Below are 13,729 nucleotides of genomic sequence, written 5' to 3' on the forward strand. Positions count from 1 at the left end.
TGAGCTTTCTCCTTTGGGTTTCGTCGCCTAGAAGTTTAGCTGTTCGCTAAACTTCGGGGAGAAGGTTCAATAAGTATCAAGCCAATTAAGGCGGGACTGCTAAAGTTTGGCTCGGTTTCGCTTCGCTACACAAGTTTAGCCAAACATTATCAGCCCGTTATGCGGGCGTTGGTATGACTCCCACTGTCAAGTTAAACACACTGATCCTTGCCTAACTTTAAGCCATAATTTCTTAACTCGAATTAGAGAGAGTTAATGCATAGGATGAAGCAAGTAATTTCGTCGGTTTTCTTGCTGGTATTCGTTGGTTACTCATTTTTATGAGCAGAGCAGACCTTACTTAACTCGACGTGGCACCTGTTTTCAGTCTATGTTCGTGGTTCAATGCTGCGTTAGCTGCATTGCCATCCTAACGCCGTCGGTGGTTGTGCCACACCCGATGCTTGACCCAATACATTAACTCTAATTCGTTCATTTTAAGCTGGTACTCTGGATAATCTTAATTTGGGATTTACCGGTGAGAGCACAACCTGTTTTGCTATTGCCCAGATATAAGCAATCATTTCACGGGCAATGGCGGTGACAACGAGGTTGTAATGCTTGCCTTTATTTATAAGCTTTTTATAACGTTTACAGAGCCTTAATTGTGCTTTCCATAAAATATCAATAAGTTGCTTTGGTAAGCCTTCTTGTCGTTTTTGTAACTCAGTCGATATGTTGGCTGCATGACGGTAACTGTGAGCACCTTCGACTAATAAGCGCCTTGCACGACCATTGCCACATTTAGTAATTGCGCCAATATGCCTTTTACCACCACTCGAGTGTTCACTCGGAACGAGCCCAAGATAACCCATGAGTTTTCGCGGATGGTCGAAGCGGGTTAAATCACCAAGCTCAGCGACAATACCAGCGGCCACGAGTAAGCGAACGCCGCGCATAGCTTGGATTGCTTTAACTACAGGGTAGTAACGCCATTGATAAACATGATGAGAGAGCTCATTGTCGAGTCGCTCCAATCGTGCAGTTCGCTCGTTTATGGTTTGAATAAACTCTTGTAAAACGATTTGTTGTGCAGGATGTGGCAATACCAGTTCTGTGAGCCAACGTAAGTGTTTGAGAGACCAGTTTGCTGTGCCAGCATAGTTAATGTTGTTGCGAAGAAGCATTGCTTTTAGCTGGTACTTTGCATCTTTTAAATCTTTCATCGCAACGTCTCGAGCACGAGATAAATCACGAATAGCTTCATCTTCCGGCTCAGGTACATAAATAGGGGTTAAGTCTTCAGACTTAAGTAATTTAGCTAGTTTAAGTGCATCACGTTTGTCAGTTTTTACACGCTCGCCAGGTTTTTTAGGAATGAGAGAAGGGGCAACCACATAGCAGCAATGACCAAGACTAGTGATTAACCGATAAATCCAGTAACCGCAGGGGCCAGCCTCATAAACGAAATGGAGCGTAGTGTTAGGGTATTTAGATTCAAATTGTCTGATAAGCTTTTTAATAGTGACTTTAGCTGAAGAAATACGACCGAAATGAATGGGTTGTGCGCCTCGGTTGTCTTCAATATAGGCAACTTCAATGAACTCTTTATGAGTATCTAAGCCAATGAAAAGTATGTTATGTTTAGTCATGCTAGCCTCTGCTATTTAGTTATTTGACAAACTAATTATGGCTCTGGCTTTAAGCTAACCCACGAAAATGCGGAGGCTAGCACCGTGTGGGAGTCATTATGTCTAAGTGCCTGTTAGAAATTTTAACTATGAGGTATCAATGGAAGAGCAAAATAATAGAATTAATCAAGAATGGGTTACATTAAATGCTGTTAGAGGAATGGTTAAAATTGCTTCTAAAGGAAGCATGACGAAATCTACCTATGATAATACGTTAGATCTTGCCGGAGAACTTTATCCTGAGCTATTGGGACCAGAGAATAGTTTGTTAAAAAGAGAGCGTGAAAGCGATACAACAAAAGAGTATCGCCAAAAAGCAGCTCTTAAATCTATTAAAACTGAAAGTGAGGTTACTGCCCTAAGTTTGGTTTTAGAAGATATTGATGAATATAATTCATACTTGGATATAGCAAGAGAGAATAAAGGTGATAGAAAGAGAACTGATCAATTAAAACGTAAACTAGGTCAGTTGGAAAAAGCAAAAAAAGAGCTAGAACCTAAACCTCATAGTGAAAACCAACTAATATTTCGGGATGCATATAACGTAGAACGAGATTTGCCCGAACTTTCTAGGGGACATGCACATAAAGATTTTCAACTACCTGATGGAAAAACTTTACGTATCAGGGTATTACATCCAGATAGACCAGAACATATTACAGGTGCTGATATAATCTATGAACGTCATAATGAACATACTGAAGGAATAAGTATTGTTGCCGTTCAATATAAGATTTGGGAGGATCGTCAGTTATACCTTTCCGATCAAAGAATGTTAGGTCAGTTAGATAAAATGCGTAAATTTCTTTGTTATAAAGGGATCTGTCAAAACGATAATCATCAAAATTCGTATCGTTTTCCTTACTGTACGGGTTTTTTGAGACCTACAGACAAATTACAAACTGTTGATCAGAAGTTTATTTCAACTGGTGAACATCTCCCTATCTGTCAAATTGACGCTTGTGCTACAGAAGGAAAGCGGGGAGGAACTTTATTGAAATATGACGATATTAAATCGGCTTCTCTGTCTGGTGAGTTATTCGAAGAGCTATTTAATCGTGGAAAGATTGGTTCAAGAGAATTATCCCGAGATGAGCTTGAACATTTATATCAAGAAGCATCTGTGATTGATTATTCTGATACGGTGGTAATTTATGCGCAAGAGTTTGGCACTTAACAAACAATTCAACAGTGATTCGCAACGCTTGGCGCTCTCACTTCAGGTTGAATTTAGTGTTTAGGGCGCAGTGTTCAAGTTCAGTGCCTGCGCTGCTCACACGTTAATTGGGCGTTAGCCCATAGAAGTCTTTATGCGAAACTCACCTAATACAGACGTTCTCCCAACTCGTTTTTGTCCAAATACGAGCTGATTGAGTGCCCTTAATCGCAATTGGATTTAAGATATGATGTTGCTGTTGAACGGCCGAATTTGGCCTTTATGCGACAGTCAGATTTGATTAAGCCCCAGTAATTAAACCTGATAGATATAATTAAGACTTATTCAAATTAATGCTTTTAGCAGCCTGTTATCCGCAAACGCTCTAGCTAGATAAGGAAGTAATTATACTTAATATTAAAAGCAATGAGTTAGCCCACCTCTAATCTAAACCTCAGGTTATTTAAATGCGCCAAATAAAATAAAAGCCAGCAATTTGCTAGCTTTTTTGATATTTTTACATTTACATGACGTCGTACTCGTCCTGCCAGAAGAATTTTTCTTCCCCAAATGCAGGTTTTAAGTCATCCAGCCAGTGGGCATTTTCGTCGAACTTGGCAAAGAACGGACGCTGCACCCAGTCTGGGTTTCGTGCTTGAATAAAGCGCAGCACAAACACCTTTTCACCTGCGACTTCTGTTACGCCAGACACTTCAACTTTACCAGGACCCGCACTCATTGATGGTCCTCTAACTGTACGACTCACACCAGAGACTTGTTTATAAGCTTCACGGAATGTTTCCCACGTTTTGTGTAACGGGATTTCAAAGTAACGCTTAGCGCCGGTATCACGCTCGATAAACATGTAGTAGGGGACCATGCCAAGCTGTGTTTGCTCTTTCCACATGTCAGCCCACATATCAGCGTCTACGTTTATATTATTTAAAAGTGGTGCTTGTGTTCTGATCTGTGCGCCAGTTTTGCGGATAAGTTTAATCGCTTCACGTGTGACTTCAGTACGCAGTTCTTGTTTGTGGTTAACGTGCGCCATGATTGACACATGCTTTCCGGCATCAACCAGCTCTTTTAGTAAGGTTAACAACTCTTGCGCATCTGGATCGGTGACGTATCTAAATGGCCAAAAAGTGAGAGATTTAGTGCCGATCCTGATGGTGCGAATATGGTCAAACCTTGGCTCTTTTAGCGCTTCAAGGTATTTACGCAATTTAACGGTGCGCATTACCATGGGATCGCCACCAGTCATCAATAGATCGGTCACTTCGGTGTGTTCGGCTAGGTAATTGTGGAGCAGCTCAGCGTCGTTATTGTTAAATCGGGTAGCTTTGCCAACAAACTGCGCCCAGCGGAAGCAGAAAGTGCAATATGAGTGGCAATATTGTCCTTGAGACGGGAAAAACAACACGGTTTCTTTATATTTGTGTTGGATCCCGTCTACGCGTTCACCTTCATACTCAGGAACATTTTTTTCCATTTGACCCGCAGGGTGCGGGTTTAACTTTTGACGAATTTTGGTTGCAAGGTTAAACACTTCTTCTGGGGTATGTTCGCGACTTAACAAGTCGGCCATTTGCTCGTAAGACTCATCGTCTAGCATGCCACGTTGTGGGAAAGTTAACTGAAAAACGGGGTCGTTAGGCACTTTATCCCAATCGATGAGCTCTTCAATGACAAAGTTATTAACGCGAAAAGGGAATACATTGGCTACGACTTTCATTTGAAAGCGAAGATGTTCAGGCAGTTTATCCAGTTGCTCTATCTTATCGATTTGGCGGTGTTGGTAAACAGTAAAACGAGGGGGCTGATAAGCTTCAGCTGGCTGCAATTTGACGGTTTGCTGCATATCTAATTTGTCTCTTTTCTCACTTGCTAATAATAAAAACGACCATGGTAACATGCCATTGATGTTATTTCAGGTACAAAGCGAGGAAAGTTCGAAATAACGCAATTTTGTTGAATATGCGTCATTCTTTTAGGTTGCATTGTCGAAATTAGGTCATGAAATAGACCTAATTCCAAATTTAATGTGTTTTAGAAGTGTTCGCCTTCAATGGCAGCGTAGATCGCGTCAATAAGTGATTCTATGTCTTCATTTGAGGTGATATACGGCGGCATAATATAAATTAGCTTGCCAAAAGGCCTTATCCATACACCTTGTTGAATGAAGAATTTTTGGATTTTTGCAACATCAACAACCCTTTCTACTTCCACCACGCCAATCGCACCAAGGACTCTAACATCTGTGACTGCACTTAGATTAAGACAGCGCTTGAGTGCGTTTAGCGCGCTCGCGACTCGTTCAATATTGGCCATTGTTTCTTGGCGTTTTAAGATTGTGAGACTAGCTACAGCGGCGGCACATGCCAGCGGATTTCCCATAAAAGTTGGTCCGTGCATTAACACTTTAGCTTCGCCTTGGCTAATACCCAAAGCTACTTCTTCTGTTGTTAAAGTGGCCGCAAGCGTCATGTTTCCGCCAGTAAGCGCTTTGCCAACACACATAATGTCCGGTGCGATATCTGCATGTTCACAGGCAAACATTTTACCTGTGCGGCCAAACCCAGTCGCAATTTCATCTAAAACTAGTAACACCTCATACTTATCACATAACGCTCGAAGCGCCTTTAGATATTCTGGGTGGTAGAAGTTCATGCCGCCCGCATTTTGCACTATTGGTTCAATGATAAATGCCGCGACCTTTTCATGATTAGCGGCAAATGCGGTTTCTAATGCGCTAAGTTCATCTTGACTTTGGCTGCCGTAAAACTCACTTTTAGGGGCATCGACAAACACTTGCTCAGGTAAAAAGCCTTGGTACATGGCATGCATCGAATTCACAGGATCGCAAACGCTCATCGCCGCGAATGTATCACCGTGATAGCCTTTTTTGGCTGTCATTATTTGGGTTTTATTCTTTTTGCCTTTACTCAACCAATATTGGATCGCCATTTTGATTGCAACTTCAACACTAACTGAGCCGCCGTCGGCTAGGAATACTCGATTAAGTGGGGCTGGGGTTAGCTCCACAAGTAGTTTGCATAACTCCACGGCAGGCTGATGAGTTAGCCCACCGAACATGACATGGCTCATCGTGTCCGCTTGATTTTTTATCGCAGCGATTATTTCTGGATGACCATAACCATGCACAGCACTCCACCAGGATGCCATACCGTCAATGAGAGTTTCGCCGGTTTCAAGCTCAATTTTGTTCTCGAATGTTCTTGCGGCTGGATAGACGGGCAGAGGGTCAATCATTGATGTATAGGGGTGCCATATATGCTTGCGATCAAATTCAATATCGATTGTGTGTTTATTGCTCATTTGTAAACCTTGTGGGCGCGTGTAACGTTGACAATACTAAGCTAAGAAGTAGACTAAGCCAATCACCGTCAGTTTGACTGCGCTAAATTTAATCACTAGAAAATACTCGTGTTGTAAATTTAGGCAAGAATAAAAAGAGAATGAAAATATGGAATTAGGCGCACTAAGACACGATTGGACACATGAAGAAGTAAAAACACTGTTCACCATGCCTTTTAACGACTTACTTTTTTATGCAGCAAGTATTCACCGCAAAAACTTCAATCCCAATGAAGTTCAAATCTCCACTTTGCTGTCTATCAAAACAGGTGCCTGTCCTGAAGATTGCAAATACTGCCCACAGTCTGGTCATTACAAAACGGATCTTGAACGTGAGCGTTTGATGGAAGTGGAAAAGGTTGTAACTCAAGCTAAGTTGGCGAAAGAAAAGGGCGCGACGCGTTTTTGTATGGGCGCCGCTTGGTCTGATCCAAAAGACAGAGATATGCCTTATATCGCCAAAATGGTGAAAGAAGTTAAAGAGTTAGGCCTAGAAACTTGTATGACTTTGGGTAAGCTGGATAATCAAAAAGCGCACACGCTAAGAGAAGCGGGCCTTGATTATTACAACCATAATTTGGACACCTCACCTGAATACTACGAGCAAATTATCACGACAAGAACTTATCAAGACAGACTTGATACCCTTGATCACGTAAGAGATGCAGGAATGAAAGTGTGCTCTGGTGGTATTGTAGGAATGGGAGAGCAGGCATCTGATCGTTATGGCTTGCTGATCCAATTAGCAAACCTGCCAAAACAACCAGAAAGTGTACCGATTAACATGCTTGTTAAAGTGAAGGGCACGCCGCTTGAAAATGTTGATGATCTCGATCACTTTGAGTTTATCCGTACTATCGCGGTTGCGCGTATCATGATGCCATACAGTTACGTGCGTTTATCTGCAGGTAGAACGGCAATGAATGAACAGATGCAGTCTATGTGTTTCTTCGCTGGCGCTAACTCAATTTTCTATGGTGATAAGCTATTGACCACGGAAAACCCAGAAGCAGACGCCGATATGAATCTCATCAGAAAACTTGGGATGAATCCTGAAAAACGAGAAGATTACTCGGATGAGGCCTATGAGGCATCGTTAAGCTCTGCAATTGCAGACAAGGCGACATCAGAGCTATTTTACGAAGCCAACTAATCAATGTCGTTTGCGTATATTCAATCTGCCTTAGCAGCTCGTCACGCTGAAGGGTTGCTAAGAAAACGTATTGTGGTTGAAAAGGCCTCTGCAAGTAGAATAAAAATTGCCGATCAGCAATATATTAACTTTGCCAGCAATGACTACCTGGGACTTGCAGACTCGTTGGAGTTTAACACGCTTGCATGCACTGAAGCCGGAAGCCGAAGTTCGGCGCTTGTTACGGGTTATCTTGATATTCACCGTCAGCTAGAAGATAAGCTTTGCAGCGTTTTGGGTTATGATGCAGCACTGTTATTTCCAAGCGGTTTTGCTGCCAATACCAGTGTGTTAAAAACATTGTTCACGCCCCAAGAAAAGCAATTAAGCGCTGCGGTGTTTCAAGATAAGCTCAACCACGCCAGCCTGTTAGACGGTGGTTTAGCGGGTAGCGCTAAGTTTGTTCGCTTTAATCACAATGATTTGACGCACTTAAGGTCTCGATTAGAAAAAACCAAAGCCGACAGTAAACTCATCGTCACTGAAGGGGTGTTTTCTATGGATGGAGACCAAGCGCCAGTACCTGAAATCAGTGTGCTGGCTAAGTCTCATTCTGCGTGGCTGATGGTCGACGACGCTCATGCGTTTGGCGTTGTGGGAGCGCAAGGACTTGGCACGATTGAAAGCGGCATTAAACCTGAAATTTTGGTGATCACCTTTGGCAAAGCGATGGGCTGTCAAGGAGCTGCGGTATTAGCGAGTCATGATGTGATAAATTACATGATGCAATTTAATCGTGAGTTTATCTATACAACGGCGCTGTCACCTATTATGGCAAGCGTTGCATTATGCCAACTAAATAAATTGCTTGTTGCATCTGAAGCTAGACACAAATTACAAGTAAATATCGACTATTTTAAGTCGTTAGTTGCTCAAACCAACTTATCTCCCATTCCAAGTGATACGGCCATACAGCCTCTGGTGTATGGTAGCAGTGAAAATGTATTAGCGGCGCAACATAAACTTAAGGAAAAGGGGCTTTGGGTTGGCGCTATTAGGCCACCAACTGTGCCGCAAAATACCGCACGATTGCGAATAACAATAACGGCACAGCACAGTCACGAAGATATAGACAAATTGGTTTCGGCCTTAGTGGAGGGAGCATGAGCAAAGCACAAAATACGCAAACAGCAAAGTGCTTTTCAAAAGCCGCGCAATCATACTCTCAACACGCTAACGTGCAAAAACAGGCCGCAGATATACTCTTTTCACGTTTAACACAGCAAAATAGTGAGCTTGGTGCTGTGCGTATGTTTCCTCGGTTGCTGGATTTAGGATGCGGGCCACATGAAAACTTTCATAGATTAAACGCCTTCACTAATCATTATGTTGGAGCGGATCTTAGCTTGGCGATGTTGGCAAGCGCTGAAAATACGACAAATAGTGTTTGCTGTGATATGGATAAACTCGCTATTCAGTCAAATTGTATCGACTTAGTCTTTAGTAATTTTGCAATTCAGTGGTCTAATTCCCCGCAAGCGTTGTTTGCGCAATTGTATGAAGTACTAAAAAAAGAAGGGCGAGTGTTGCTAAGCTCCGTGCTAGACGGCTCGTTAAATGAAATCGATAGCGCATGGCGAGCCATCGATGAGTGTGGTCATATTAATTCATTTTATTCGCTGTCTGTACTTAAATCTTTTGCGCTACAGGCCGGGTTTGCTGTGACTTGGGCGGATGAAGCGTTATTGATTGATACTTATGACACGCCGTTAAAGGCGTTACGCTCGGTAAAAAATATCGGTGCCAACGATGTAAAAACCGCTTCTCGCCGACAAGGTTTGTTAGGCAAATCAGCCTACGCTCAGCTGCTGAGCAGCTACCCTGAGAGTAAAAATGGTTTTGATGTAAGTTATCAAGTCGGGTTTTTGGAGTTAAGGAAATGAATCAAGCATATTTTGTAACTGGGACCGACACTGAAGTAGGTAAAACCTATATTTCTACTTTATTACTGAAACTGTTGGCCAAGCACGGGAAAAAGGCTTTTGGCTTTAAGCCGATTGCGGCAGATGCTGAAGAGGCATTTGGTGAACTAGTGAACGTTGATGCTATCAGTTTAATGGAAGCTGCGACGGTGCACGGTACTTACGAGCAAGTTAACCCATTTTGTTTTGCACCACCAATTGCCCCGCATATTGCAGCAAAACTGGTAAATGTTGACATTACAGTCGATAAGCTACATGAGCGCTATGACGAAATTCAGCAACTGGGCGCTGAATATATATTATGTGAAGGTGCAGGAGGCTGGGCATTGCCCATTAACGACAATGAATATCTGTATGATTGGGTCGTCAGAGCACAACTTCCCGTTATTTTAGTGGTTGGCATGAAGCTAGGCTGCTTGAATCATGCGTTTTTAACGGCAGAATCTATCAAGCAAAAAGGACTGAATTTGGTGGGGTGGATAGCAAACCAGATTGACCCTGAGATGTCTGTATTTGACGAAAACCTTGAAAGTTTAAAGCTTCGCCTAGACTGCCCGCTGCTTGCAACAGCGCCTTACAGTGAGGGCACACCAAAGCTACAGCTTCGCTCAGCGTTACTCGAGTTGTTTGAGCTTAAATCAGGTACCAGTCAATACTAAGTAACCTGAGCTGCGGATAATTAATGCCTTTCTAGCAGTCAGTTTTAGCGCTAACTGCGTTGAATTCACTTCCAATAGCCAGCTATTGGTGCGTAAATTCGCCTAGTTATCCCCAAAACTCTCTGGCTAGATAAGAAGATAGTTTAAGGTGGTTAAAAAAAACAGTGAGTTAGCTCATTCCTTATCCAAACCTCAGGTTAAATAAAGCGGCTTCTAAAGGTAGTAAGCCGCTTTGAGTCTGTTAATTACAACCTTTTTGAATGGTTTGTGTTGTCACACTGACCTCAAAGTCATTGTAATCGTTATCGTTTTGATCTTCCCAACGTTGGTTGGTACCTGAGACTTGGTACTTGGTTGATAGTGTATTGCTGTTACCATCGATAGCGAGCACATAGGTAAATGATTGTCCTTGAAGGATGTCATAGCTGCCGGCACTGCCGTATTCATCAAGCAATTTAATATATTGGCCGTTTACTTTGATACCCCAGTCATTATTGAATAATGAGTCTTCTCTGACGAACGCGTAATTAATCCGCGTATAGTTGTCAGGCACACATGCGGTTTCATTGTCGAGTATGTTTCCCGATAGGGTTTCATTGCCTGAGGTATTGCTCACGCCTGTTACGCTCAAAGAGAGTTCCCGATCGCCAGTGTACTCAGTATCGTCTATTGTTGCTATTTGAATGGTAGCAGTTGTGCTGCCAGCCGGTATTTCCAATGAGGTAGGTGGTGCTACGTAGTCATCTGATTGCGTTGTCACATCATTGACCGCCACCGAAAAGCTGACGTCCTGCTCGAAGGCTTTACTTAAGGTAATTTGATAGCTAAGGGTACTTCCCTCATAAACCGCGTTTTCAATACTCGTTAACGTAAAAGACGGTGGCGAAGGAGGTGTAGGTGTACCGCCGCAACCAGAAACGGTATAGCATGTACTGCTGCCATTTGGGTTATATGCAAGGTCATTTACTCTTATTGGTAATGTATTGATATAACAGGTGCTTCCTGTATCAGGGTTTAGTTTATAAATCGCGCTTTTGTTGGTGTGTCCAGCATCATTAATGATAACGCGACTGATAATAAGCTCTCCATTGCTATTAAGGCTTGCCCCTGTAACGGAAGTTAAGTCGTGATCAGATAATTTAGTCACAGAAAAGTCGTTGGTATTAACTTGGTAAACGGCTGCACTGGTAACTAGGATTAAGCGGCCATTATAAAACTCAAGATCGCCGCGGTATTTTCCCGCCAGTGAGGGGAGATCCGAGAGCTTAGTCGCGTCGCCTGTGTTTTTATCTATGCTGTAAATAGAATCGTAACTCGTTCCAATGAGCCTATCGTTTGTGCTGTCATATGCCAATCCCACCAAATAAGCCGTTCTACCGACTATGGTATGAGAGGTTCCATCAAAATATGCCAGTTGAACATAGCGATGTTTTTTACCGTCAATGGGAATATCTGCGTCAGCTGGTAAGTTTAGATGACTGGTATCAACTTTATAGTCGATTGGCCTTGGCGCGGATGCATAGTACCAACGTGCACTGCTAGTATCATAGGCGAGTGCTGCGGAACTAAAAGCGGCTAAACTATTGGCGCTGGCTTGTCCTGCACCTTCATCTAGGCCAAACAAAATACCAATATCGCCGCGGCCAGCGTTAATACCAAAAACCTGACCTGGGCAACTATCTGCATAGGTGTATGTGGAAAGTAATGTTGAGATTAAACCAAGTGTTGTGAGTGATGCTTTTAACATAGCAGGAACCCTAAAAAGTTTACGTCCTGTAACTTAAAACAACACAAAGCAATGTCTTCGCAATTAAGTCCAACTCAATGCGATGACTTAATCCTTTAAGGCGGGCGCTTCCATTATTGACTTTGCAATCTAGCGCTATAATTGATCATAATTTACACTTTTACAACAGTAAAATAATTAAAAAGTATTAATTATTTGATTCTTGCCTATTTTTAAAGTTTGGTAATAATGACTCAACGATTTCTTTTGCTGAGATGGTATAGCGTACGCCAGAGAACATCACTGATGCGTTTTCATCGATCCCTGTAATGCCCGTTAAAGTCCAGCCTTCACCTCTTTGTGGGCAATAAACCTTTGTCGTTGGGGGGATAACGGTGAACTCTTGACTCATATTTATTCTCCAAAAATGCTAAATTATAAAGCAATATAAGCGATCATAATATTGAAGGTGTATTTGCTGCAATAAGTGCTACCATTTCGGCAGATACTTAGACCTGAGCATTTTATGGAATTTGAAACACCAAGGCTAGTCATCAGGCCCATAAGGCACAAAGATAATCCGCAGTTATTAGCATTACTTAATTTACCGCAGGTAAAAGCGTATAACGATTACGGCGACAACCTCACTGAAGTAGACCTTAAATGCATGATCCAAATGGATATTGAGCGTCAATATGAAGGTATAGGTGGACGCTTTTGCCTCGTGTGCAAAAGCACTAAAGCGGTGATTGGGTGTATTGGTTTCTATCACGAAGACGGTGATATTGAGGGCCTACATATTGGCTATGAATTACTACCTGATTATTGGGGTAAAGGCGTGATGTTTGAAGCTTTACGTTGTCTATTTGCAAACAAAAGCCAGATTGAGTTTAAACTCAATGTGATTCTGGCGCATGTATCGGCTGATAATCACCGTTCATTAAACCTACTCAAGCGTTTGGGGTTTTGCGCTGTTGGAAATAATCTATATAAAATTGAGCTATAAAAAAGGGCAACTTAATCGTTGCCCTAGTAAGAATTTGAAAAGAATTACGAAAGTGCTCTAATTCTCTCGTCAAGTGGCGGGTGAGAAGCAAAGAAATCTGCAATAGACTTACCTGACGCAATACCAAAAGCCATCATTGAGCCTTCTAATTGCGATTCATGGTTGTGCTTCAAACGCTCTAATGCTGAACGCATTTTTTGCGCACCAACTAAATCAGCTGCACCTTTATCGGCTGCGAATTCTCGTTTACGACTAAAGTAAGCGACAACAACAGACGCCAAAATACCAAAGAGGATCTGGAATATCATATCAAAAATAAAATATGTCCAGCTTCCACCTGACTCTTCTTCATCGCCATTCAAGAAGTTATCAACAATACCCGCCAATACTTTAGCGAAGAATATAACAAAGGTATTTACAACACCTTGGATCAAGGTAAGTGTAACCATGTCGCCATTTGCAACGTGCGACACTTCGTGCGCAAGCACTGCCTCTGCTTGGTCTTGATTCATGTTGTGGAGTAGGCCAGTACTTACAGCAACTAAGCTGTTATTTTTACTCGGCCCGGTTGCAAACGCATTCATTTCAGGGCTGTCGTAAATCGCAACTTCTGGCATTGCAATTCCTGCTTTTTTAGCTTGCTCTGCGACAGTAGAAACTAACCAATGTTCAGTTTCGTTTCGTGGTTGCTCTATAACATGGGCCCCTGTAGATTTCTTTGCAATCCACTTAGACATGTAAAGAGAGATAAAAGAACCACCGAATCCAAATACGGCAGCAATAACCATAATGCCTGTATAGCTTCGGCTAGAAATACCAAACACAGACATTAAGACAGATAACACAATTCCTAACACAAGCATCACTGCTAAGTTAGTGATAAGGAATAAGATGACGCGTTTCATTTTGACCTCGTTAGACAAAAATAAGGAACTAAGTAACTTTTCCCAAGCACTTGCTTATTACACTAGTCCTAGATGCTTTATATGGTCAGAAGTTCAAAAGCACAAGTAAATTCGT

At 42.2% G+C, this 13,729-nt stretch carries 12 protein-coding genes; 6 read left to right on the top strand and 6 right to left on the bottom strand.

All coding sequences use genetic code 11. The features are described 5' to 3' along the window. Positions 1-476 precede the first annotated feature (476 nt). Entirely contained in the window at positions 477-1,631 is a 1,155-nt protein-coding gene (locus EXT48_RS07470) for an IS110 family transposase (protein ID WP_130164065.1), read from the bottom strand. A gap of 139 nt (positions 1,632-1,770) precedes the next feature. Here EXT48_RS07470 and EXT48_RS07475 point away from each other — a divergent pair, with 139 nt between their 5' ends. After that, positions 1,771-2,847, top strand: a complete 1,077-nt coding sequence (locus tag EXT48_RS07475) for a hypothetical protein (protein ID WP_130126302.1) — start codon at positions 1,771-1,773, stop codon at positions 2,845-2,847. 502 nt (positions 2,848-3,349) lie between these two features. Here EXT48_RS07475 and EXT48_RS07485 read toward each other — a convergent pair. Together EXT48_RS07485 and bioA are read right to left on the bottom strand one after the other, a co-directional pair. Further along, entirely contained in the window at positions 3,350-4,687 is a 1,338-nt protein-coding gene (locus tag EXT48_RS07485) for a KamA family radical SAM protein (RefSeq protein WP_130164066.1), read from the bottom strand. A 188-nt stretch (positions 4,688-4,875) separates the two neighbouring features. Continuing rightward, a complete protein-coding gene (gene bioA, locus EXT48_RS07490) occupies positions 4,876-6,165 on the bottom strand; it encodes an adenosylmethionine--8-amino-7-oxononanoate transaminase (protein ID WP_130164067.1) in 1,290 nt (429 codons plus the stop codon). Positions 6,166-6,313: 148 nt separating this feature from the next. Between bioA and bioB the strand changes: the two genes are divergently transcribed. Genes bioB through bioD form a run of 4 tightly spaced genes read left to right on the top strand, consistent with a single transcriptional unit; the run spans position 6,314 to position 9,977 of the window. Continuing rightward, entirely contained in the window at positions 6,314-7,357 is a 1,044-nt protein-coding gene (gene bioB, locus EXT48_RS07495) for a biotin synthase BioB (protein WP_130164068.1), read from the top strand. Between the two features lie 3 nt (positions 7,358-7,360). Beyond that, positions 7,361-8,503: an 8-amino-7-oxononanoate synthase gene (locus EXT48_RS07500; RefSeq protein WP_130164069.1), complete on the top strand. Its 1,143-nt coding sequence runs from the start codon at positions 7,361-7,363 to the stop codon at positions 8,501-8,503. Further along, complete coding sequence (locus EXT48_RS07505) at positions 8,500-9,279, top strand: methyltransferase domain-containing protein (protein ID WP_130164070.1); 780 nt, start codon at positions 8,500-8,502, stop codon at positions 9,277-9,279. Before EXT48_RS07500 ends, EXT48_RS07505 begins: the two co-directional genes overlap by 4 nt. Next, positions 9,276-9,977, top strand: coding sequence for a dethiobiotin synthase (gene bioD / locus EXT48_RS07510; protein WP_130164071.1), 702 nt, complete (start codon positions 9,276-9,278; stop codon positions 9,975-9,977). Before EXT48_RS07505 ends, bioD begins: the two co-directional genes overlap by 4 nt. 241 nt (positions 9,978-10,218) lie before the next feature. On the opposite strand, the gene EXT48_RS07515 is transcribed toward bioD, so the two are convergent. Both EXT48_RS07515 and EXT48_RS07520 read right to left on the bottom strand, forming a co-directional pair. Further along, complete coding sequence (locus tag EXT48_RS07515; RefSeq protein ID WP_130164072.1) at positions 10,219-11,724, bottom strand: hemolysin; 1,506 nt, start codon at positions 11,722-11,724, stop codon at positions 10,219-10,221. 187 nt (positions 11,725-11,911) lie between these two features. Next, positions 11,912-12,115, bottom strand: coding sequence for a hypothetical protein (locus tag EXT48_RS07520; protein WP_130164073.1), 204 nt, complete (start codon positions 12,113-12,115; stop codon positions 11,912-11,914). A 114-nt stretch (positions 12,116-12,229) separates the two neighbouring features. On the opposite strand from EXT48_RS07520, the gene EXT48_RS07525 reads away from it, so the two are divergent. Then, positions 12,230-12,709, top strand: a complete 480-nt coding sequence (locus EXT48_RS07525) for a GNAT family N-acetyltransferase (RefSeq protein ID WP_130164074.1) — start codon at positions 12,230-12,232, stop codon at positions 12,707-12,709. 44 nt (positions 12,710-12,753) lie between these two features. On the opposite strand, the gene htpX is transcribed toward EXT48_RS07525, so the two are convergent. Continuing rightward, positions 12,754-13,614: a protease HtpX gene (gene htpX / locus EXT48_RS07530; protein ID WP_039495857.1), complete on the bottom strand. Its 861-nt coding sequence runs from the start codon at positions 13,612-13,614 to the stop codon at positions 12,754-12,756. Between the last annotated feature and the right edge of the window lie 115 nt (positions 13,615-13,729).

Origin of the sequence: Pseudoalteromonas sp. CO348 (assembly GCF_004208845.1) — a bacterium.
GTDB lineage: Bacteria > Pseudomonadota > Gammaproteobacteria > Enterobacterales > Alteromonadaceae > Pseudoalteromonas > Pseudoalteromonas maricaloris.